This window comes from Shimazuella sp. NTD247 (genome assembly GCF_059510415.1).
In genome coordinates this window covers 35,610-56,080 of record NZ_JCAJZU010000008.1, presented here as the reverse complement: position 1 = coordinate 56,080, position 20,471 = coordinate 35,610, and the positions used below count along the sequence as shown (strand labels likewise).

Annotated in this window: 27 protein-coding genes; 23 read left to right on the top strand and 4 right to left on the bottom strand. The window is 38.2% G+C overall.

Going from position 1 to position 20,471, the window contains the following annotated elements; all coding sequences use genetic code 11:
- The 16 genes from secY (at position 1) to AC5WOC_RS18120 (ending at position 10,586) form a co-directional block, all read left to right on the top strand.
- The gene (gene secY / locus AC5WOC_RS18195) at positions 1 to 1,302 is read left to right on the top strand and encodes a preprotein translocase subunit SecY (protein ID WP_496056847.1); all 1,302 of its coding nucleotides are present in this window, start codon (positions 1 to 3) and stop codon (positions 1,300 to 1,302) included.
- Between the two features lie 82 nt (positions 1,303 to 1,384).
- Complete coding sequence (locus tag AC5WOC_RS18190) at positions 1,385 to 2,032, top strand: adenylate kinase (protein WP_496056846.1); 648 nt, start codon at positions 1,385 to 1,387, stop codon at positions 2,030 to 2,032.
- Position 2,033: 1 nt separating this feature from the next.
- The gene (gene map / locus AC5WOC_RS18185) at positions 2,034 to 2,795 is read left to right on the top strand and encodes a type I methionyl aminopeptidase (protein WP_496056845.1); all 762 of its coding nucleotides are present in this window, start codon (positions 2,034 to 2,036) and stop codon (positions 2,793 to 2,795) included.
- Positions 2,792 to 3,130: a KOW domain-containing RNA-binding protein gene (locus AC5WOC_RS18180; protein ID WP_496056844.1), complete on the top strand. Its 339-nt coding sequence runs from the start codon at positions 2,792 to 2,794 to the stop codon at positions 3,128 to 3,130. The genes map and AC5WOC_RS18180 overlap by 4 nt, the downstream gene beginning before the upstream one ends.
- Positions 3,131 to 3,279: 149 nt before the next feature.
- The gene (gene infA / locus AC5WOC_RS18175; protein ID WP_028777722.1) at positions 3,280 to 3,498 is read left to right on the top strand and encodes a translation initiation factor IF-1; all 219 of its coding nucleotides are present in this window, start codon (positions 3,280 to 3,282) and stop codon (positions 3,496 to 3,498) included.
- Positions 3,499 to 3,552: 54 nt separating this feature from the next.
- Complete coding sequence (gene rpmJ, locus AC5WOC_RS18170) at positions 3,553 to 3,666, top strand: 50S ribosomal protein L36 (RefSeq protein WP_496056843.1); 114 nt, start codon at positions 3,553 to 3,555, stop codon at positions 3,664 to 3,666.
- Positions 3,667 to 3,680: 14 nt separating this feature from the next.
- Positions 3,681 to 4,049, top strand: a complete 369-nt coding sequence (gene rpsM / locus AC5WOC_RS18165; RefSeq protein WP_028777724.1) for a 30S ribosomal protein S13 — start codon at positions 3,681 to 3,683, stop codon at positions 4,047 to 4,049.
- A 19-nt stretch (positions 4,050 to 4,068) separates the two neighbouring features.
- Positions 4,069 to 4,467 (top strand): 30S ribosomal protein S11, encoded by a 399-nt coding sequence (rpsK, locus tag AC5WOC_RS18160; RefSeq protein WP_496056842.1) that lies wholly within the window; start codon positions 4,069 to 4,071, stop codon positions 4,465 to 4,467.
- Between the two features lie 128 nt (positions 4,468 to 4,595).
- Positions 4,596 to 5,549 (top strand): DNA-directed RNA polymerase subunit alpha, encoded by a 954-nt coding sequence (locus AC5WOC_RS18155; protein WP_496056841.1) that lies wholly within the window; start codon positions 4,596 to 4,598, stop codon positions 5,547 to 5,549.
- Between the two features lie 27 nt (positions 5,550 to 5,576).
- Positions 5,577 to 5,969, top strand: a complete 393-nt coding sequence (gene rplQ / locus AC5WOC_RS18150) for a 50S ribosomal protein L17 (RefSeq protein ID WP_496056840.1) — start codon at positions 5,577 to 5,579, stop codon at positions 5,967 to 5,969.
- A 67-nt stretch (positions 5,970 to 6,036) separates the two neighbouring features.
- Positions 6,037 to 6,876, top strand: a complete 840-nt coding sequence (locus AC5WOC_RS18145) for an energy-coupling factor transporter ATPase (RefSeq protein ID WP_496056839.1) — start codon at positions 6,037 to 6,039, stop codon at positions 6,874 to 6,876.
- Complete coding sequence (locus AC5WOC_RS18140) at positions 6,861 to 7,721, top strand: energy-coupling factor transporter ATPase (RefSeq protein ID WP_496056838.1); 861 nt, start codon at positions 6,861 to 6,863, stop codon at positions 7,719 to 7,721. The genes AC5WOC_RS18145 and AC5WOC_RS18140 overlap by 16 nt, the downstream gene beginning before the upstream one ends.
- Entirely contained in the window at positions 7,711 to 8,508 is a 798-nt protein-coding gene (locus AC5WOC_RS18135; RefSeq protein WP_496056837.1) for an energy-coupling factor transporter transmembrane component T family protein, read from the top strand. The genes AC5WOC_RS18140 and AC5WOC_RS18135 overlap by 11 nt, the downstream gene beginning before the upstream one ends.
- The gene (truA, locus tag AC5WOC_RS18130) at positions 8,505 to 9,275 is read left to right on the top strand and encodes a tRNA pseudouridine(38-40) synthase TruA (protein WP_496056836.1); all 771 of its coding nucleotides are present in this window, start codon (positions 8,505 to 8,507) and stop codon (positions 9,273 to 9,275) included. The genes AC5WOC_RS18135 and truA overlap by 4 nt, the downstream gene beginning before the upstream one ends.
- A gap of 251 nt (positions 9,276 to 9,526) precedes the next feature.
- A complete protein-coding gene (locus AC5WOC_RS18125; RefSeq protein WP_496056835.1) occupies positions 9,527 to 10,027 on the top strand; it encodes a DUF2690 domain-containing protein in 501 nt (166 codons plus the stop codon).
- A gap of 241 nt (positions 10,028 to 10,268) precedes the next feature.
- A complete protein-coding gene (locus AC5WOC_RS18120) occupies positions 10,269 to 10,586 on the top strand; it encodes a hypothetical protein (RefSeq protein WP_496056834.1) in 318 nt (105 codons plus the stop codon).
- Positions 10,587 to 10,624: 38 nt separating this feature from the next.
- On the opposite strand, the gene AC5WOC_RS18115 is transcribed toward AC5WOC_RS18120, so the two are convergent.
- The gene (locus AC5WOC_RS18115) at positions 10,625 to 11,788 is read right to left on the bottom strand and encodes an alpha/beta hydrolase family protein (protein ID WP_496056833.1); all 1,164 of its coding nucleotides are present in this window, start codon (positions 11,786 to 11,788) and stop codon (positions 10,625 to 10,627) included.
- 30 nt (positions 11,789 to 11,818) lie between these two features.
- Positions 11,819 to 12,052 (bottom strand): hypothetical protein, encoded by a 234-nt coding sequence (locus tag AC5WOC_RS18110; RefSeq protein WP_496056832.1) that lies wholly within the window; start codon positions 12,050 to 12,052, stop codon positions 11,819 to 11,821.
- A gap of 544 nt (positions 12,053 to 12,596) precedes the next feature.
- Between AC5WOC_RS18110 and AC5WOC_RS18105 the strand changes: the two genes are divergently transcribed.
- From AC5WOC_RS18105 to rpsI, 3 genes are all read left to right on the top strand, one after another.
- Complete coding sequence (locus AC5WOC_RS18105; RefSeq protein WP_496056831.1) at positions 12,597 to 12,797, top strand: hypothetical protein; 201 nt, start codon at positions 12,597 to 12,599, stop codon at positions 12,795 to 12,797.
- 225 nt (positions 12,798 to 13,022) lie between these two features.
- On the top strand, positions 13,023 to 13,460 hold the full coding sequence (gene rplM / locus AC5WOC_RS18100) for a 50S ribosomal protein L13 (protein ID WP_496056830.1): 438 nt from the start codon (positions 13,023 to 13,025) through the stop codon (positions 13,458 to 13,460).
- Between the two features lie 15 nt (positions 13,461 to 13,475).
- Positions 13,476 to 13,868, top strand: coding sequence for a 30S ribosomal protein S9 (rpsI, locus tag AC5WOC_RS18095; RefSeq protein ID WP_496056829.1), 393 nt, complete (start codon positions 13,476 to 13,478; stop codon positions 13,866 to 13,868).
- Positions 13,869 to 13,917: 49 nt separating this feature from the next.
- On the opposite strand, the gene AC5WOC_RS18090 is transcribed toward rpsI, so the two are convergent.
- Positions 13,918 to 14,310 carry a type II toxin-antitoxin system death-on-curing family toxin gene (locus AC5WOC_RS18090; RefSeq protein WP_496056828.1) on the bottom strand — a complete coding sequence of 131 codons (393 nt, stop codon included), beginning with the start codon at positions 14,308 to 14,310 and terminating at the stop codon, positions 13,918 to 13,920.
- A gap of 24 nt (positions 14,311 to 14,334) precedes the next feature.
- The gene (locus AC5WOC_RS18085) at positions 14,335 to 14,607 is read right to left on the bottom strand and encodes an AbrB/MazE/SpoVT family DNA-binding domain-containing protein (protein ID WP_496056827.1); all 273 of its coding nucleotides are present in this window, start codon (positions 14,605 to 14,607) and stop codon (positions 14,335 to 14,337) included.
- A gap of 297 nt (positions 14,608 to 14,904) precedes the next feature.
- Here AC5WOC_RS18085 and AC5WOC_RS18080 point away from each other — a divergent pair, with 297 nt between their 5' ends.
- From AC5WOC_RS18080 to AC5WOC_RS18065, 4 genes are all read left to right on the top strand, one after another.
- Complete coding sequence (locus tag AC5WOC_RS18080; RefSeq protein ID WP_496056826.1) at positions 14,905 to 16,323, top strand: PTS mannitol transporter subunit IIBC; 1,419 nt, start codon at positions 14,905 to 14,907, stop codon at positions 16,321 to 16,323.
- Positions 16,324 to 16,520: 197 nt separating this feature from the next.
- Complete coding sequence (locus AC5WOC_RS18075) at positions 16,521 to 18,647, top strand: BglG family transcription antiterminator (protein ID WP_496056825.1); 2,127 nt, start codon at positions 16,521 to 16,523, stop codon at positions 18,645 to 18,647.
- A gap of 1 nt (position 18,648) precedes the next feature.
- A complete protein-coding gene (locus tag AC5WOC_RS18070; RefSeq protein ID WP_496056824.1) occupies positions 18,649 to 19,086 on the top strand; it encodes a PTS mannitol transporter subunit IIA in 438 nt (145 codons plus the stop codon).
- Position 19,087: 1 nt separating this feature from the next.
- On the top strand, positions 19,088 to 20,257 hold the full coding sequence (locus AC5WOC_RS18065) for a mannitol-1-phosphate 5-dehydrogenase (RefSeq protein WP_496056823.1): 1,170 nt from the start codon (positions 19,088 to 19,090) through the stop codon (positions 20,255 to 20,257).
- Positions 20,258 to 20,471: the final 214 nt, after the last annotated feature.

Sequence of the window (20,471 nt, the reverse complement as noted above, 5' to 3'; positions counted from 1 at the left end):
ATGTTTGCAACCCTTGGTAACATTTTTAAGGTAGAAGACCTCCGCCGTCGAATACTTTTTACTCTTATCATGTTGGTCGTTTTTCGAGTGGGCAGTTTTATTCCTGTTCCGAATACCAACCCAGCCGTATTGGCAACTTTAGCTGATAAAAGTCAAGGAGTATTTGGTCTAATCAATGCTTTTTCTGGTGGAGCTTTTCGTAACTTCTCTATTTTTGCGATGGGGATTATGCCTTATATTACAGCTTCAATTATTGTTCAGCTACTCACGATGGATGTAATTCCTGCATTTGCTCGTTGGGCAAAAGAAGGGGAGACTGGTAGACGTAAAATTACACAAGCAACACGTTATTTTACAATTGGCTTGGCTTTAATCCAATCCATTACTTTGTCCTTAGGATTCGATCGTCTGCTTGGAAGTGGATTCATTCAAAATCCTAACATTTGGACTTATGCACTTATCTCTCTAACGCTTACCGCGGGTACAACTTTCCTGATGTGGTTAGGGGAGCAAATTACAGAAAAAGGGATTGGAAACGGGATCTCTATTCTTATTTTTGCTGGTATCATGGCTAGCATCCCAACACACATCAGTCAGATATACAGTAGCTTGTTTACCAAGAATGCACCAATTGCTATTGGTGTGTTAAAAACGGTTGGATTGCTTGTAGTAATTGTGTTAGTCATTATGGGTGTTATTTACATCCAGCAAGGAGTACGCAAAATCCCAGTACAATATACCAAACGTGTAGTTGGCCGTAAGATGTATGGAGGACAATCCACTCATCTACCGTTTAAAATTAATGCTGCGGGTGTAATTCCAGTTATCTTTGCATTATCACTGTTACTATTTCCGCCAACAATCGCAAGTTTCTGGGCAGGAAATCCAGTAGCAGACTGGATTCGCGTTAATTTTGATTACACGCAAGCACCACTTGGTATGGTTCTTTATCTGCTCTTGATTATTGGGTTCACATATTTTTATACCTTTGTGCAGATCAACCCAATGCAATTAGCAGAACAAATGAAGAAAAACGGTGGTTTTGTTCCTGGTATTCGCCCTGGTAAAGCGACAGAATCATATTTGACCAAGGTGTTGAATCGTTTAACCCTTCCAGGTTCGTTCTTCCTTGCTGCAGTTGCCATTCTTCCAGTCTTTATTATTTCACTGTCTGGTTTACCACAATCAGTACAGATCGGTGGTACCTCTCTACTAATCGTCGTAGGGGTTGCGCTAGAAACAATGAAGACAATTGAAAGCCAACTAATCAAGCGCCATTACAAAGGATTCATGAATAGCTAAGACAAAGAAACTGACATAATACGGCAGCTCTATTATTAGGTATAACTTGATACGTGTGGCCGTCATTCCGGAGGGATGAGATGTGAATATCATACTGATGGGATTACCTGGTGCGGGAAAGGGAACACAAGCAGCTATCATTGTTGAGAAACTGCATATTCCTCATATCTCTACTGGGGACATGTTTCGTGCCGCTGTAAAAGAAGAGACACCTCTTGGAATAGAAGCTAAATCTTACATGGATCAAGGGGCTTTGGTCCCTGACCGTGTGACGATTGGTATTGTTCGAGATCGATTAGGCAAAGATGATTGTGAAAATGGATTTCTACTTGATGGATTTCCACGTACTGTCCCACAAGCAGAAGCTTTGGATCAGTTGCTTCAAGATATCAGCAAAGAGATTGATTATGCTGTTTATATTGAAGTACCGCAAGAAGAATTGCTAAAGCGATTAACAGGTCGTCGCATCTGTAGTAATTGTGGAACGACGTTCCATCTTCAATTTAATCCACCTAAAGTGGATGGTGTATGTGACAGATGTGGGGCTTCTCTTTACCAGCGAGAAGATGATCAAGAAGAAACTGTTGCGAAACGGTTAAAAATCAATCAGGAACAGACAGAACACTTGATTCGTTACTATACAGCAAATCAAAAGCTAGTACGAGTGGATGGCGAACAACCAATTGAGCAAGTGACATCAGCAATCTTGTCTAAAATTCGGAGTAAATAAAATGATTACCATAAAATCAGCGAATGAAATCGCAAAAATGCGTCAAGCAGGTAGGTTAGTTGCCCTTACACACCAAGAACTAAAGAAATATATCCATCCTGGCATTACAACATTGGAATTGGATCACTATGCAGAGAAATTTATTCGTAGTTTTGGAGCGGCACCATCTTTTAAAGGTTACAATGGCTTCGCTGGAAGTATTTGTACTTCTGTTAACGAGGAACTCGTGCATGGAATTCCAGGTCCAAGAAAGTTAGAAGATGGAGATATAATTACGTTAGATATTGGTGCGTATTATGAAGGATTTCATGGTGACTCTGCGTGGACGTATCCAGTCGGCAATATTTCCGCTGAGGCTGCTCGTCTTCTAGCAGTGACAGAAGCCTCTTTATTAGAAGGTCTACAAGTTTTAAAAGCAGGTATTCGACTTGGCGATCTAGGAAGCCAGATTCAGAAAGTGGCTGAAGATGCTGGTTTCTCTATCGTCCAAGAATATGCAGGTCATGGAATCGGAAGAGAGTTGCACGAACAACCTACTATTCCAAACTATGGTATTGCAGGACGTGGACAAAGAATAAAAAGCGGAATGACTTTGGCGATCGAACCGATGGTAAATATTGGTAGTCGTTATGTTCATACTCTTGATGATGGATGGACGGTTGTAACCGATGACGGTTCTTTATGCGCCCATTTTGAACACACAACCCTGATCACAGATGAAGGCTTTGAGATTCTCACCCTAGCAGAAGGTGACTTCGCATGAAGACCTTGAATGAGGTAGCATGTCGGATTCATTTGGGGCAGATAATAATGGTCTTATCTGGACGGGATGCAGGAAAAAATGCTGTAGTTATTCGTTTAGATGATTCTTATGTCTGGCTTGCAGATGGAGGAAAACGAAAGTTTGTGAAGCCAAAGCGTAAGAATAGACGTCATATTCAACCTACAAGATATGTTGCAGAGGATGTTTCCACAGCAATTATATCTAATGGTAAGGTTGATGATGCTAAATTGGTTTTTGCCCTAAATCAGTACAAAAAGCTGAATTGGAAGGGAGGGAAATCTGCTACAAAGCATAGTGAAAATACCTGGAAATGATTTAAGGGGAAAGATTGCTATCTTGACTATGTTTCTCGATTAGGTTAACTTTAGTTTTGATCTGTAAGTCTATAAATGTTAGACTTACGCGAAGTGGAAGCGATAGTTAACATAGCAATTACCTATGTTTTCGTGGCAGAGCAACTCTATTGGCCAAAGAAGATGTGATTGAGGTTGAGGGTATCGTGAAGGAGCCCCTACCTAATGCTATGTTTAAAGTGGAGTTAGAGAACGGTCATGAAGTGCTCGCACATGTTTCTGGCAAGATACGCATGCACTTCATTCGGATATTGCCAGGAGACAAAGTGACAGTTCAGCTTTCTCCATACGACTTATCCCGTGGGCGTATTACCTATCGGTATAAATAGTCTAAGGCTTAGAGGTGAAGATTTTTTCCCCTCTAAAATAGGAGGTTTGGAGAAGTGAAAGTAAAACCATCCGTAAAACCCATTTGCGAAAAATGTAAAGTGATCAAGCGCAATGGTGTTATCATGGTAATTTGTGAAAATCCAAGGCACAAACAAAAGCAAGGTTAGGAGGTGTGAGATAGATGGCACGGATAGCAAGTATTGACTTACCTCGTGAAAAACGAGTAGAGATCGCTCTCACCTACATCTACGGTATTGGTCGTCCAAAAGCTAACGAGATTTTAGCAGCGACTGGTATTAATCCAGATACTCGTGTACGTGATCTTACCGAAGAAGAAGTTTCTAAGCTTCGTACTTACATCGACAAAGGTGTAGTAGTAGAAGGTGATCTTCGTCGTGAGATTGCTCTTAACATCAAACGTTTGATGGAGATTGCTTCTTACCGTGGAATTCGCCATAGAAGAGGTCTCCCTGTTCGAGGACAAAGCTCAAAAACCAATGCTCGTACACGTAAAGGTCCACGTCGCACTGTTGCGAATAAGAAGAAGTAATAAGTAAGGAGGGATACAAGTGGTAAAACGTAAAACATCCAACCAACGCGTGAAACGTCGTGTGAAAAAACACGTTGAATCTGGTACGGTTCACATCCGCTCCACTTTTAACAACACGATTATTACCATTACCGATCCACGAGGTAATTCCATCGCTTGGGCTAGTGCTGGTACGATGGGCTTCAAAGGAAGCCGTAAAAGCACACCATTTGCAGCACAGATGGCTGCAGAACAAGCTGCGAAAACTGCAATGGAAAGCGGTATGAAAAGCGTTGAAGTAATGGTAAAAGGACCTGGGGCTGGAAGAGAAGCTGCGATTCGTTCACTGCAAGCTGCTGGACTAGAAGTGAACTTAATCAAAGATGTTACTCCAATCCCACACAATGGTTGTCGCCCACCAAAGCGTCGTCGTGTATAGTGAGTCGTGACTGTTGGTTTATTTTACCGGTAATTTGTGTATAATGGATTGGGACAAAGGTCTAATTCTATATACTTTTGAAAATACCGAATATGCCCGGAACGCGACGTTCTAAAAGGAGGGGCCGTATGATAGAAATTGAAAAACCTAGGATCGAAGCGGTAAAAATGAGCAACGATCATCGATACGGAAGATTCGTGGTGGAACCCCTAGAACGTGGATACGGTACAACATTGGGTAACTCGCTGCGCCGTATCTTGCTCTCCTCTTTACCCGGCGCTGCTGTCACATCTGTGCAAATCGATGGGGTATTGCACGAGTTTTCCACCATTGCGGGTGTGGTAGAGGACACAACAGAGATTATTTTAAATCTGAAGAAACTATCACTGAAAATTCATTCCGATGAAGAAAAAGTCTTGGAAATCGATGTCGAGGGCGGTTCTGGGGGAAGAGCTGTTCTTGCGGGAGATATCCGTGCGGATAGTGATGTAGAGATTTTAAACCCAGATCTTCACATCGCAACCCTGGCGGGAGACTCTCATCTACATATTCGTATGACTGCGAATCGTGGAAGAGGTTATATCCCTGCTGAAAGAAACAAATCGGAAGATATGCCTATTGGAGTTATTCCGATTGATTCGATCTACACACCGATTGAACGAGTTAACTTCCAAGTTGAAAACACACGTGTAGGACAAGTTACTAACTATGACAAACTGACTTTGGAAGTTTGGTCTGATGGTAGTTTGCATCCTGATGAAGCGGTTAGCCTAGGTGCTAAAATTATGAACGAACATCTTATGCTGTTTGTCGGTTTGACAGAAGAGGCACAAGGTGCAGAGATCATGGTCGAAAAAGAAGAGGATAAAAAAGAAAAAGTGATGGAAATGACCATCGAAGAACTGGATCTTTCTGTCCGCTCCTATAACTGCTTGAAACGTGCTGGTATCAACACGGTACAAGAACTAACCCAAAAATCGGAAGAAGATATGATGAAAGTACGTAACTTAGGACGGAAATCACTAGAAGAAGTACAAGAAAAGCTAGTGGAACTCGGACTTGGATTACGTGAAGAAGACTAATCCTAATAGCGGGGGAGGGAAATAATCATGGCATACTCCAAGTTAGGACGTAATAGTAGTGCGAGAAAAGCACTTTTGCGTGACCTCGTGACTGACTTAATTCTAAACGAAAGAATTGAAACTACCGAAGCAAAAGCGAAGGAACTTCGTTCGATCGCAGATAAGTTGATCACGCTTGGAAAACGCGGCGATCTCCACGCTCGTCGTCAAGCATCTGAGTTTGTTCGTACCACTCGTTCCTATACTGAGAACGAAGGGGAAGAAGCTACTCATCACAAAAATGTTGATGCAGTTAAAAAATTGTTTGAAGATATTGCACCTCGTTATCAAGAGCGCAATGGCGGATATACACGTATTTTGAAATTGGGACCACGTCGTGGTGATGGTGCTCCAATGGTATTTATAGAACTTGTAAAGTAAAAAAGTAATGTCAAAGGGGAGGGCAGGATCGGACCGGTCCACCCTTTTTTGTTTGGGAGCGTTTTTGATGAGCACAAAAGTTTCTTTACAAAATGTTTGGTTTCATTACTATCCTCATTCTGTACCCAGAGAAAAATGGGCATTACAGAATGTTGATTTAACGATTGAACAAGGTGAATATGTAAGTATCATTGGTTCAAATGGTTCTGGAAAGTCGTCCTTAGCATGTCTTTTAAATGGGCTTTTTATCCCTACAGAAGGCAGCCTTTCCATCAATGAACGAGTTATTGATAGTGACGAAAGCAGATGGGAATTAAAGCAACGAGTTGGTATGGTATTTCAAAACCCGGATAATCAGATTGTTGCACCATCTGTAATGGATGATGTAGCTTTTGGTCTAGAAAATTTGGGTGTTCAAAGAGAAGAAATGCAAAAGCGGATTCCACAAGTACTTGAGATGGTAGGGTTAACAGGATATGAAAACAAGGAACCTCATCATTTATCTGGTGGACAGAAACAGCGGTTAGCTATTGCTGGAATTCTTGCGATGAGGCCGGATGTCCTTATTTTGGATGAGTCTACTTCGATGCTGGATCCAGAAGGTAGACAACATATTCTTCAATTGATGAATGGACTACATCAAACCGGTATCACGATTATTCATATCACCCATCAAGCAACAGAAGCATTTCTTGCTGATCGGATTATTGTAATCCATCGTGGTCAAGTTCTGATGGATCAGCCAAGAGAACAATTGTATGCAAATGCTAGTATTCTTGATCAATGGGGTTTAGATGTACCAATTGGAATACAATTACATCAACAGCTGTTAGCAAAAGGTTGGGAACTCCCGCTTAAAATAAAGAATGAGGATCAATTGGTGAGAGAACTATGGACATACATATAAAGGGCGTAAATTATGTATACCAACCAGGAACTCCATTTGAGGAACAAGCTATTTCAGATGTTTCTATAGCTATCCCACAGGGGATCGTACAAGCAGTGGTTGGAAAAACAGGATCAGGAAAATCTACATTGGTTGGTCTGATTGCTGGATTAATACGGCCTACAACTGGGATGATTCAAATTGGGGATGATGTTGTAACCCCAAAATCAAAAAAAGTTCCGTTTCGGTCGAAAATTGGAGTAGTTTTTCAGTATCCAGAGCAACAGTTGTTTGCAGAAACGGTATATAAAGATATCGCTTATGGTCCTAGCAATCAAGGTTTGATTGGAGATGATTGTAAAGATCGTGTTCTTCAAGCCATTCGTTTAGTAGGATTGGATGAATCTCTCCTCGATCAATCTCCTTTTGGCTTAAGTGGTGGACAGATGAGAAGAGTTGCTTTAGCTGGCGTACTTGCTATGGAACCATCTGTCTTGATTTTAGATGAGCCCACTGCAGGATTGGATAAAGAAGGAAGTGAACAGCTTCTTTCCTTAATTAGAGATTTACATTTACAAAAAAAAGTAACGATTATTTTTGTTACACACCAGATGGACGAAGTAGCTAGGATAGCGGATCGTATCTTAGTCATGGACAATGGAAAAATTGCCTTTGATGGAATACCAATAACACTTTTCGAGGATAGGCAGAGACTTTCCACTTTTGGATTGGAATTACCAACGATTACAAAACTTATTGATCACTTAAATGAAAAGGTTGATCCTCCCATTCCGACGACTCTTTTTGAACTTGATGAGTTGGTAACATATTTGGAGAAACGTCGAAAGGAGGTAGATGATGAGTAAAATCATTATCGGGCAATATATTCCGGGAAACTCTATCTTACATCGATTAGATCCAAGAGCGAAGTTACTGTTTGTGTTTCTCTTTTTCTTTCTTATTTTTCTTGCGAATAATACAGCAACTTATTTGATCTTGTATTTTTTTATTATTTTCACAATGCTGTTGTCGCGTATATCGGTTGGCTTATTTTTGCGATCGATTAAACCTGTTTTGTTTATTATTGTCTTAACTTCGGTACTGCATTTGATTTTGACGAAAACGGGTGAAGTGCTTTTTGTCACACCGCTTTTTACCATATACTCGGGAGGTGTAAAACAAGCACTTTTTATTTCCTCTCGTTTCTTGATCCTTGTAGTGATGGCATCTTTGTTAACCTATACGACTTCTTCATTGGATCTTACCGATGCTTTGGAACAACTTCTAAACCCGCTTAAAAAAATTCGTGTACCTGTTCATGAATTAGCACTGATGATGTCGATTGCATTACGATTTATTCCTACACTATGGAAAGAAACAGAAAAGATTATGAACGCACAATTAGCGAGAGGTGCAAACCTAGAGAGCGGAAATATTTTCAAACGTCTCTATGCATATGTTCCTATTTTTATCCCCCTTTTTCTCTCTTCCTTTCGTCGTGCAGAAGAATTGGCAATGGCAATGGAGGCAAGAGGATATCGAGGAGGAGTGGGACGTACCAAGTATCGATTGTTACAGTATACCTATAAAGATTTTAGTTTAATTGTTATTTTTTTGGGTTTAGGGTTAGTAATAGGGTGGTTACGTGTATGAAAAAAATTAAATTAGTTATCGCTTACGATGGTACGGATTTTTCTGGATTCCAGCGACAAGAAGGATTACGGACGATTCAAGGTGTTTTAGAAGAAACACTTAGCAGGATTTTGAGAGAAGAAATTGTCATAGAAGGATCAGGAAGAACAGATGCTGGAGTTCATGCGTTAGGACAAGTTTGCCATTTTACTACAAATAAACCTATACCTGTAGAAAAGTTTCCTTATATTCTCCGTCATACGCTTCCGCCTGATATTATTGCTGTTACAAGTGAAGAAGTACCATTCGATTTCCATGCTCGAAAAAGCGCGGAATGGAAAACGTATCGATATCAAGTCGAGACGTTGCCTGTCCCAAGACTTCATATGCGCAGATTTGCTTACCATTTTCCACTTAGCAAGATAGATTTGTCCTTCATGCAGCAAGCAGCAATACATCTCATTGGGGAACATGATTTTACTTCCTTTTGTTCTGCAAAAACAGAAGTAGAAAATAAAGTTAGAACCATCTATGATGTGAAAGTTTGGGAAGAAAATCATTTTCGTTATGTAGAGGTAACGGGGAGTGGTTTTCTTTATAATATGGTTCGGATTATTGTCGGCACATTGCATGAAGTAGGTAAAGGCCTGTTTGAAGCCAGGGATATACCAAATATCATTGCAGCAAAAGACCGGCAAGCAGCCGGCTCTACATTTCCACCAGAAGGACTGCATTTAGTTAAAGTTGGTTATCAACGTATTACAAGGGGTTCTCTTGAAGTAAAATAAAAGAGAACCTTTGTTTTTTTATGTGCGAAATGGCATAACAATTTTCATTTTTTTCAAATAAAAGTGAGGAAAACACTACTCTCCTTCCTAAAACATTCTTCATTCTGTTTTCACAAATAGTTAGAGTTTAATTACTACTTTGTTATATAATTATTGAATAAGATTATTGGAAATGGGTTGACTATTTTGTTGTGAATATAGCAATCTATCTCTAAAATAGCTTTTAGCAATTTCATATTGGAAGGATGAGTATGATGCAACTAAAAAAATGGCGTGTGGGCTTATTAAGTGCGGTAGTGGGAGTTGCAGGTTTGTTTGTAGGAATTACTGATACAAATGCAGCGAGTTATAAGTTGGATGGTAAGAGTCCGGTAGCAACCCATTGCAATCAAACGGGTGTTGTGAAAAAAACGAAGTCTTTTTCCTTCAAGCTTAAAAATGGTCAAGTTGTATCAGGAAAGACATCATTAATATATAGCACTAGCTGTAAAACTGCTTGGTCCTATGTGAAATTGGATAGGTCTCTTCCATCGAATATGGAAATAAATGCTGTTGTGACACGTAATAATGATAAGAAAGTTTACACCTGTTCCAAAGGTGGCAACGGTATGATCCAACCAGGACAAAAAACTTGCTATAGTGGGATGGTATACGATTATAAACCAAACACTTCTTATGCAAGTGCAATTGCCTACTCTCCAAAAGGTTTTTATCAAACGGGAAAACCCCTAGGAAATACAGGTTCTTATTAAAAATAAAAATATATATAAAATGTGGAGGGATACTGATTTTTCAGTATCCTTTTTACTTATTGTGATGATAGAGAAACGATTTCAGGATTTGATGAAACAATTTACATTGTGGAAACATTGTGTATCTCTTTTGGAAAACATTGTTCTTTAATCTATAGTTACAAAGGAGTTAAAGGAGAATGTTCTAAATGAATAAGAAAACTGCAATGAAACTTGTTTACCGACTACTTTGGGTGTAGGAATGATCTTAGCAGGCACATTGATTTCGAAAGAGGTGTATGCAGCAAGTAGCAGCCATTTTCCTTCACTTTCCATAAGTCAAAAAGAAAATCATGTATTACTACTGAACCAAACAAAAGAGTTAGCCAAAAAAGGGAGAGTAGTAACTAGTGAGAAGTTTGGTATTTACTCCACGAAAAAGGCAATTGAAAAGAAATGGGGAAAACCAGATAGATACAGTACATCTGGTGAAATGAGTTATGACAAACATTCCACTATATTTTATATTGATGATCTAGATGGTGCAAAAGATGCATCTTCATTTCAACAGCAATCATAAATAAAATAAGGGATACTAGATTCCTAGTATCCCTTATTTTAAGGAAATAGAAGTTGCCAGTAAAAAGCCCATGGTAAAAATACAATACCTCCTGCAAGTAATAAACAGAAACGTATTTTATCTAGAAATAAAGTATTTTTACGATTTTTCCACCAAGTAATGATAAAAATTATGGTCAACAGACATGTTGCTAGTGTAAAGAGTTGAATCAATAGCCAGACTATAGGCCTTCCTAATATAATGAAGCCTACTATCTGACCACCAAAAAACCAGATTAATAGTAGATATGTCCCAAATAGAAAGACAGTAATTAGTCCACCAATGGCTAAGTATTTTGCCAACTTATGGATCGAAGTTGTAGTAATTTCTGAGCCTCGATTAAATATACCTATAATAAAATATCCAAAGAAAGCAAGAAGAAAGAAAAGAACTAGTTTTAGTTGGAACTTAATAGAGTCATACCAATGTAATTCAGTAACCTCAGAAGGAGAAAATCTCTCCTGTTTAGGGATTTGTCCTATTATTTTGGATGCAGGGGGATTTTCATTTAATACTTGTTTCAACCACATATTCATTTCTCTCTCGTAGTCAGAAGCGAATATAGAGGTATTCGAGAAACCATCATCAGTACTCTGAAAACCTTCATGACTAGCATTGTGTAGAAACAGTATTGTATAGTCATGGTTTCCGGAATTATCTAAAATATTTTTTAACCTTTGCGATCTCTCTACTGGTGGAACTTGCTGATCTTTACTGCCCCAAATAGCCAGTATTGGTTGCTTGATTTGTTTCCATGTAGGCATAGGATCATAAGCTGCCTCGGGAAATAATCCTGCTGAATAAACGAATCCTGCTCCATTGCGTGCGATAGATTGAATCATGGCCTTCGATGTGATTCCAACATGGTGCAATCGATTTTCCAAATTCCACGTTTGCTGTTGCAATGGTTTAACCAATGGTGCTCCAATCGTAATAAGAAATGCAACTTGTTTCGACTTGGATGCTGCAATAGGTACAACCCAACCGCCTTCGCTAAATCCCCATAAACCAATTTTTTTTGGATCTACATCTGATCTGGATGAGATCATTTTAACTGCCGCAATAGCATCATCCGCTAATAAAGAAAAGGAGCGCTCTGTTTTGCTGTATCCCTTCGTTCTCTTATTATAAATAAATGTAACCATACCAGCTCTTACAAACATATCTGCTTCTTTTTGTAATTCCGTTTGATCTCATTTACCTGCACCATGGACTAATACAATTGCAGGATGAGGACCTGGCACATTGGGTACTACGACTGTTCCATTAAGTGTCTCTTTATATGTACCTGTACCACTTTGAAATGTTACTTTTTCTTCTTTATACGATTTCGCTGTTGCATAAGTAGATACAGTAGAAGAATGAAACAACATGAATACGAGCAAGAATGCAACTATTAATTTAGGTATACTTATAAATTTTTTCAAAAAGATACCCCCAAAAAAAAATTACTCTATCAGATAGGTCTATGTGATGTAACAATCTTAAGGCGAACTATTTTATTTGTCAATATATTAATAAGGTTCATACCCATAAAGTGAAAGGTAAGAAATGATTGAAGAGATACATGTTTACACAATCCTTGATATGGAAGAAAGGTGTATCAAACAGACTGTGGTAAAGTAGAAGTGAAATAACCAGAAAACTCCTGTTTTTCGCTGTAGATTTGTGGCACATGAATGATTAAAAATAGTATTACAACCCTATGCGTTCCTGAATATAAGCTGTAAACTTATATCATACTTACATTGTTTTAGTTACCTTCACTAGATTTGAGATTATCTTGGACAAATCTCATTTTGGGTACAAAATGAAGCAATGTATCCTTGGATACCATCTAAGTAAGATTCTTTTCCTAAAGAAATAAAGGGAAAAGGAACGAAAATTTCTGTATACTGCAACTCACTGCATGTCTGTACTACAAATTTTTTAATCAGGATGATAAAACAACACGAAGAGGAGCGGGGTAAAATGAGTATCGGAACATTATTTATAATTGGTGCCTTAATTATATTTTTCATATATGCAGTAATTATTGCAGTGGTACTTGTTCATGCCAAAGCAACTGGGAAAAATCCTAAGACTACTATTATTACCCTGATTGTTTTATTAGTCGTTTTTTTACTTGCAATAGTATATATTTATGGGAATTATAGGATGAGTGTCGATTAAGGAAAGGAAAACGTTTTCTAGCATTTTCAAAGTCCTGTATCTTTGTGGATTTCATTGACAATCACCCCTTTATTGGGGTATGATCGTATTTGGTATTTTCCGCTAGCCCCGTGGAAAATCATGTTCGGCAAAAATATAGATTGTCCGATAGATCAAATCGCTTTGTTTCTACCCTTTGCTTCGGGGAGTAGGGACAACTACTAACAAACTCAAGGAGTGAATCGAATGCGCACCACTTATATGGCTAAGCCACAAGATGTGGATCAAAAGTGGTATGTTGTTGACGCAGCAGGCAAGACTCTTGGTCGCCTTGCTACCGAAGTAGCTACCTTGCTTCGCGGAAAACACAAACCAACCTACACACCTCATATCGATACCGGTGATTTTGTAATTGTGATCAATTCTTCTCAAATTACCCTTACTGGTAAAAAATTAGAACAGAAAAAATATTATCGTCACTCTGGATTCCCAGGTGGATTAAAATCCATTACTGCTGAAGGTCTACGTGCAACACGACCGGAACGTATGATCGAGCTGGCTGTAAAAGGAATGCTTCCAAAAGGACCTCTAGGTCGTAGTCAATTGAAAAAACTAAAAGTATACGCAGGTGCTGAACATCCTCATCAGGCGCAACAGCCAGTGGAATATCAGCTTCGCGGTTAATAGGAGGAAATATACGTGGCACAAGTACAATATCGCGGTACCGGACGCCGTAAAGAGTCCGTAGCACGTGTACGTCTTGTAGCTGGTGATGGTCGTATCGTCATCAACGGACGTAGTATTGATGATTATTTCAATCTCGAAACTTTAAAAGCAATCGTTCGTCAACCATTGGTACTAACAGATACAGCTAGCCGTTATGATGTTTTGGTCAATGTCGATGGCGGTGGTTACACTGGTCAAGCAGGTGCGATCCGTCATGGTATCTCACGTGCATTACTTGAAGTAGATGCTGAACTTCGTCCAGCTTTGAAAAAAGCAGGTTTCTTAACTCGTGACCCAAGAATGAAAGAACGTAAAAAGTACGGCTTAAAAGCAGCTCGTCGTGCGCCTCAGTTCTCCAAGCGTTAATCATGATTTATACGAAAAGACTCTCCATCTTGATAGATGGAGAGTCTTTTTACATTTGGTAAATATGCTGTGAAATCCAAGAGGTGATATAACCTGTGCTTGGTTTTTCGACTACTACATGGACGGTAAAATCTTCTGCTGTTTTTGGTTCCACTTTTAATAGATAGCCATTCATGTATAGAAATTGATAAAGACAGGCAAATGCTGTACGCTTATTTGCATTTTGAAAGGGATGGTTTTGTGCCAAACTTTCAAACAATGCTGCAGCTTTTGATGATAAATCTGGATAAGCTTCTTCTCCGCCAATCGTTTGTCTTGGTCTCATAATAGCGCTATCTAACATTTTACTGTCTTTCACCCCAATCATTTCACTAGGGGTGTATTTTTTTATCATGTATCCATTTAAAAAGATGGCCTGTTTGTGAGTGATAAATTTAGTCATTACGGAATGTTCATTGTCCCTTCTTCATCTCTTTGCTAAGTTACGAAGGGTATTATCGTAATCTTTGAAGAGTTGTTGCATCCCTTCTAAAAATTGTTGATCAATATCTTCGAATCCATCCATGTTTACAATCGGTCTCTTTTTAAAAGATACTTTCCCTTCTTCTAAAGAAAAGATAATTTCATCCCCTGGTTTTACTTTAAGATGCTCTAAAACTTCTGGTGGAAAGGTAACTCCAAAACTATTCCCGATTTTTGTTACTTTTCTTTCCATTTCTTTCACCGCCAATTTGGACATTCGTATTCACTCCTCATTATTACTATATGCTGGCGATTGTATTACTCTACATTCAATTAAATGATTATACTGTTATAACAATTATACAAGAAAACCATTGATTGTAAAGAACCCTAACAAATAAAGACTCATTCTAGATTATTCCTGTTTTGAGGATGAAAGCTGTGGAATACTTTTCAGAAATGGCAACAACCGTTTTGCCATATTGCATATTTGTATGAATGGATAATGGAATGAAAACGCTTTAATATAAAACTATAAAGAACTTCACATATAAGCAGAAAGGAGAAAGAGAAGATGGCTGATACAGTTGAAAATACATCCAATGTAAAAGTAAAAATCCAACGTTTTGGTAGTCATTTGAGTGGAATGGTCATGCCGAATATCGGTGCATTTATCGCTTGGGGAATTATTACTGCTTTATTTATACCAACTGGCTGGTTTCCAAATGAAGGATTAGCCAAATTAGTTGATCCTACGATTAAGTACTTATTGCCTTTGTTAATCGGTTTTACTGGCGGGAGATTAGTATATGATATTCGCGGTGGAGTAGTCGGAGCCACTGCTACGATGGGAGTCATTGTCGGAACGGATATTCCGATGTTTTTAGGGGCAATGATTATGGGACCACTTGGTGGTTATCTCATCAAACAATTTGACAAGTTAATCGAAGGAAAAGTCAAATCTGGTTTTGAAATGCTTGTGAATAACTTCTCTGCCGGTATTTTGGGAAGTATATTAACTTTACTAGCATATAAAGGTGTCGGTCCTGTGGTGGAGGCACTGAGTAAACTTTTGGCGTCTGGCGTTCAATTTATTGTCGATCATCACATTCTTCCATTAGCAAATATCATTATTGAGCCAGCGAAGATCTTATTTTTGAACAATGCGATTAATCATGGAATCTTAAGTCCGTTAGGGGTAGAACAAGCAGCCCAAGCAGGGAAATCGATTCTCTTTATGTTGGAATCAAACCCAGGACCTGGTTTAGGAATTTTACTTGCATATGTACTCTTTGGCAGGGGAACGGCAAAACAAACAGCTCCAGGTGCAGCAATTATTCACTTCTTCGGTGGAATTCATGAAATCTACTTCCCATATATTTTAATGAAACCTATGCTTCTATTAGCAGTAATCGCAGGAGGAGTAAGTGGTACATTAACATTTACTATCTTCCATGCAGGGCTTGTGGCTGCTCCGTCCCCTGGTAGTATTTTTGCTTATCTAGCGATGACTCCAAAAGGCGGATACTTCGGAGTACTTGCAGGGGTTGTAGTAGCGGCTGTGGTATCATTTATAGTTGCAGCGCTTATTCTCAAAACAAGTAAAGCTACTGATGAAGACTTGTCTCTGGCAGCGGCTAAAATGGAACAGATGAAGGGAAAGAAAAGCTCTGTATCCTCTGTACTAATTGAGAAACAATCTGCAACGGTGCCTGATAAAGTAGAAAAAATCGTATTTGCATGTGATGCAGGAATGGGTTCTAGTGCAATGGGAGCATCCATACTTCGTAAAAAAATGCAAAATGAAGGACTAAATATAACGGTAACCAATACTGCCATCAATAATATACCATCCGATGCAGATATCGTTGTTACTCATAAAGATTTAACAGATCGAGCTATTGCTAAATTACCAGATGCTACTCATATTTCGGTTGAAAACTTCTTAAATAGTCCAAAGTATGATGAGTTAATAAAGTCCTTAAAAAAATAAGGAAAAAAAGAAGCCAGTGCAGACCTGCATGAGGCTTCTTTTTTATTTTTGTCAACAATGCTTTGGACCAATTTGTGTTTATTTTGCCTTTTATCAACAAAAAAGGAGGTTTAAAATGAAAATGAGTAGTATATCATTTTAATTTCGTCAACAACCTAAGGTCATGGATTCTGAATCGATAATTCGGAGTGAGTGTTGTGTATATTTCCGCTAGAGAAAGACAAGTACTGGAGATTTTGTTATCCAATGACGAGGAAATAACTGTAAGAAGTCTCGCTAATCAGATCAAAGTCAGCGAAAGAACCATTCATCGGGATTTAAAAAACGTAGATGATATCTTACAGGAATATGACCTTACATTAGAAAAAAAATCAGGTGTCGGCGTGATCATCATGGGCGATACGAAGAAATTACAAGAATTGAAGTTGTTTTTGTTTAGTCTTTCCCATACAGAATATACTCCTGATGAACGCAAAACCGTTATTTTGTGTGAACTGCTAGAGTCTGAAGGACCAGTGAAGCTTCTTGGACTAGCTAATGACTTGAATGTGACGATCGCAACCGTAAGCGCTGATTTGACCAAATTAGAGGAGAAGCTGCGGATTTTTGGACTATCGCTTATTCGAAAAAGAGGATATGGAGTTGAAATCAAAGGAGATGAAGAAGCAAAAAGAAGAGCCATGAGTTACCTCATTACTGAACACCTCGACGAGTATGAGCTGTTGTCTTTAACACGAGGAAATATTCAAAAGCGATCCACATCACAAATTCATACTATATCTGAACGGCTGATGGGTTTGATTGAAAAAGATAAAATCATTAGGGTAGAAAAAGTAGTTGAATCAGTTGTACAAGAGTTACCTTTCACAATGGCTGACAGTGCTTTTATTGGATTGGTTGTTCATCTGGCATTAGCAGTGGAGCGAATTAAAAAAGGTGAAGCGATTACTATCGATAATGCGTATTTGCAAATGCAGCAAGCAACAAAAGAATATAAATTTGCCGAAAAAATAGCAGTTGAATTGCACAAGTTTTTTCAAATTGTCATTCCAGAAGCAGAGATTGCCTATATCACGATGCATTTAAAGGGTGCGAAACTCAGGCACGACCAAGAATATCTGATTGAGGATTCCAGCATGCAAGTAGCAGTAAAGGCGAAGCACCTCATTGACTTTATTGCCATCCAAACAGCATATGACTTTTCAACCAATCACTCTTTATTTGAAGGCCTTGTTTTACATCTAAAACCCGCTTTATATCGGTTAAAACAAAACATGAGAATCAGCAATCCGCTATTAGAAAAAATCAAGCGAGATTATGCAGAATTATTTTCTCTTGTACAGCAAGCGATGAATGATGTTTTCCCAGATCTATTGGTGCCAGATGAGGAAATAGGTTATCTTGTCATGCATTTTGGAGCAGCGATGATGGGAAATAAAAATATAGTTAATCTGAAAACATTGGTCATTTGTTCAAGTGGAATTGGTACATCCAAACTACTGACAACCAAACTCCAAAAGGAATTCCCGGAGTTGAGACAAATTAAAAATGTTTCTGTCATGGAGTACAAAAAGATGCAGAAAACAGAAGATTACCAGTTGGTCATTTCCACGATTCCAATCGATGATATTGGGATGGATGCCATCATTGTTTCGCCGTTTTTGACGAGTAGTGAAATTCACCAAATTCGTAGTTATATCAATCAGTATATGATTATTCATAGTTCGGAAAGAGCGCTACCTATATCCTTTGATTCAAAAACACCTGTCAAAGACAGAAGTTCATTCATTGATGATATGAAAAAGATAAAAGAATATGCAGATACGATCGCAAGTATTTTAGATGGCTTTGTACTTGTATCACTAAACTCATATCAACCAATAGACAAGATACTGTTTCAAGCTTGCCACATGCTTTATGGACAACAGAAACTTCTATATCCAGAGCAAGTAGCAGCACAGTTACTTGAACGAGAAAAAGCTGGTGCATTAGGTATTCCTGGTACATCAATGGGTTTGTATCATACACGGTCTGCTCATGTGCTGCAACCGAGTTTTTCTATTTATGTCTTGCAAGAGCCGATAAAGGTGACAGGGATGGATGGCGGTGCAGTGGAGATGAAATCTCTTCTTTTGCTTCTATCTCCCTTGGAGATGTCTGAACAAGGATTGGAAGTATTAAGTCAAATCAGCTCGATGTTAATTGAAAGTGATGAAAATATTTCTATTTTCCAATCCAATGATGAACAAAAAGTAATTCATTTCTTAATATCGCAATTTGATCAGTTTTTAGATGAAAAACGGGAATCATTTAGGAGGGCTTAACATGGCAAAATCGATACTATCAAAAAATAATATTTTAATAAATCAATCGTTACAAACAAAAGAAGAAGCAATTCGATTAACAGGAAGTATTCTTGTAGAGGGACAGTATGTAGAATCTACTTACATTGAGAAAATGTTGGAGAGAGAGAGATTAGTCTCCACTTATATGGGCAACTATGTTGCTATTCCACATGGAACAGAAGATGCAAAGCAATTTGTTAAACAATCAGGAATCTCTATTGTTCAGGTGCCTCAAGGTGTTGATTTTGGCAGTGGTAATTTTGTGAAGCTACTCATCGGCATCGCAGGTAAAAATGATGAGCACTTAGATATTTTATCGCAAATAGCGATCGTTTGTTCGGAAGAAGAAAATGTGGATAGGTTAGTCACTGCTTCAACACCAGAAGAGATCATGAATATTTTTGCAGAGGTGAACTAACATGCTGGCAGTCCATTTTGGTGCAGGCAACATTGGTCGCGGATTTATTGGTAATTTGTTATATCATTCGGGGTATGAAACTTGTTTTATTGATGTGAATGAAGAAATCGTAAAAGAGATAAATGAGAAACAACAGTATCGTGTAGTTTTGGCTGATTCTACGCAAAAAGAGGTAATCATAAAAAATGTTTCTGCTGTCAATAGTAAAACAAACCCTGAGAAGGTTATCGAAGTGATCGCAAAAGCGGATCTAGTGACGACTGCTATTGGTCCTCATATTTTACCTTTCATTGCGAATGATATTACCGAAGGTTTGCGCAGACGAGTGAAAGAATCAAATAGATCATTAAATATTATTGCCTGTGAAAATATGATCGGTGCAACTAGTCTGCTAAAAGAAAAAGTTTATGAAGCATTATCCTCTAGAGAAAAACAGCAATTTGATTTGTTATTTGGTTTTCCTGATTCTGCTGTTGATCGGATTGTACCAAATCAAGTAAATGAGGATAAACTGATGGTTCAAGTGGAACCGTTTTATGAGTGGGTTGTAGACAAAACGAAAATCGTTGGTGAAAAACCACAAATAAATGGAATTACGTATGTAGCAGATCTTGTGCCATATATTGAAAGAAAGTTATTTACTGTCAATACAGGTCATGCATTAGCAGCTTATATAGGCTATTTATTTGAAATGGAGACAATAAATCAGGCAATGGAAAATCAGCAAGTGTCTGAATACGTGGAGGGAGCATTAAAGGAGACAGGAAAATTTTTAATCAAAAAATATGGATTTAATCCCGAAGAACATGCTAATTACATTCGCAAAATCGTCTCGCGTTTTCAAAATTCTTTTATTATCGATGAAGTGACAAGAGTTGCACGTTCGCCAATTCGAAAACTTGGATCGAATGATCGACTTGTAAGTCCTGCTAGACAATATTTCAAACTGATAAACAAAGAACCAGTATTTTTGTTAAAAGGAATTGCAGCGGCTTTTTTATATGATTTTTCGAATGATGAAGAAGCGATGCAGATTCAAAGTACAATTGGAGATTTGGGAATAGAAGCAGCCATTACAAAGTATACAGGCTTACCTTCTGAATCTTCGTTGTTTAAAGGAGTAGCAAAGCAATATTTACAGTTGAAAAATAAAAAGGGAGTACAACGATAAAAACTTGGATAATAAGATCCAAGTTTTTTTAAATTTGGTGAAATATATTTCACAAGTCTTGGTAATGCGTTTTAAATTGAAAACCAAATGAATTTCCTAAATAATTAATTTACTTCTAGTAATTATTAGATCTTTCTCCATCAAACGAAGTATATTTCTTTTGTCAACAAAAATTCTCAGTATATAGATGTTTTTGAATATGATTGTAGTGTAA

What these genes read in the sequence shown, in the direction of transcription:
- AC5WOC_RS18080 (WP_496056826.1), top strand. Translation starts at nt 14,905, where the DNA reads ATGGCTGATACAGTTGAAAATACATCCAATGTAAAAGTAAAAATCCAA.
- AC5WOC_RS18070 (WP_496056824.1), top strand. Translation starts at nt 18,649, where the DNA reads ATGGCAAAATCGATACTATCAAAAAATAATATTTTAATAAATCAATCG.
- AC5WOC_RS18135 (WP_496056837.1), top strand. Translation starts at nt 7,711, where the DNA reads ATGATGAGTAAAATCATTATCGGGCAATATATTCCGGGAAACTCTATC.
- map (WP_496056845.1), top strand. Translation starts at nt 2,034, where the DNA reads ATGATTACCATAAAATCAGCGAATGAAATCGCAAAAATGCGTCAAGCA.
- AC5WOC_RS18065 (WP_496056823.1), top strand. Translation starts at nt 19,088, where the DNA reads ATGCTGGCAGTCCATTTTGGTGCAGGCAACATTGGTCGCGGATTTATT.
- AC5WOC_RS18120 (WP_496056834.1), top strand. Translation starts at nt 10,269, where the DNA reads ATGATCTTAGCAGGCACATTGATTTCGAAAGAGGTGTATGCAGCAAGT.
- rpsM (WP_028777724.1), top strand. Translation starts at nt 3,681, where the DNA reads ATGGCACGGATAGCAAGTATTGACTTACCTCGTGAAAAACGAGTAGAG.
- AC5WOC_RS18125 (WP_496056835.1), top strand. Translation starts at nt 9,527, where the DNA reads ATGATGCAACTAAAAAAATGGCGTGTGGGCTTATTAAGTGCGGTAGTG.
- truA (WP_496056836.1), top strand. Translation starts at nt 8,505, where the DNA reads ATGAAAAAAATTAAATTAGTTATCGCTTACGATGGTACGGATTTTTCT.
- AC5WOC_RS18155 (WP_496056841.1), top strand. Translation starts at nt 4,596, where the DNA reads ATGATAGAAATTGAAAAACCTAGGATCGAAGCGGTAAAAATGAGCAAC.
- AC5WOC_RS18090 (WP_496056828.1), bottom strand. Translation starts at nt 14,310, where the DNA reads ATGACTAAATTTATCACTCACAAACAGGCCATCTTTTTAAATGGATAC.
- AC5WOC_RS18140 (WP_496056838.1), top strand. Translation starts at nt 6,861, where the DNA reads ATGGACATACATATAAAGGGCGTAAATTATGTATACCAACCAGGAACT.
- AC5WOC_RS18085 (WP_496056827.1), bottom strand. Translation starts at nt 14,607, where the DNA reads ATGTCCAAATTGGCGGTGAAAGAAATGGAAAGAAAAGTAACAAAAATC.
- rplQ (WP_496056840.1), top strand. Translation starts at nt 5,577, where the DNA reads ATGGCATACTCCAAGTTAGGACGTAATAGTAGTGCGAGAAAAGCACTT.
- AC5WOC_RS18180 (WP_496056844.1), top strand. Translation starts at nt 2,792, where the DNA reads ATGAAGACCTTGAATGAGGTAGCATGTCGGATTCATTTGGGGCAGATA.
- AC5WOC_RS18145 (WP_496056839.1), top strand. Translation starts at nt 6,037, where the DNA reads ATGAGCACAAAAGTTTCTTTACAAAATGTTTGGTTTCATTACTATCCT.
- secY (WP_496056847.1), top strand. Translation starts at nt 1, where the DNA reads ATGTTTGCAACCCTTGGTAACATTTTTAAGGTAGAAGACCTCCGCCGT.
- rplM (WP_496056830.1), top strand. Translation starts at nt 13,023, where the DNA reads ATGCGCACCACTTATATGGCTAAGCCACAAGATGTGGATCAAAAGTGG.
- AC5WOC_RS18115 (WP_496056833.1), bottom strand. Translation starts at nt 11,788, where the DNA reads ATGTTTGTAAGAGCTGGTATGGTTACATTTATTTATAATAAGAGAACG.
- AC5WOC_RS18105 (WP_496056831.1), top strand. Translation starts at nt 12,597, where the DNA reads ATGAGTATCGGAACATTATTTATAATTGGTGCCTTAATTATATTTTTC.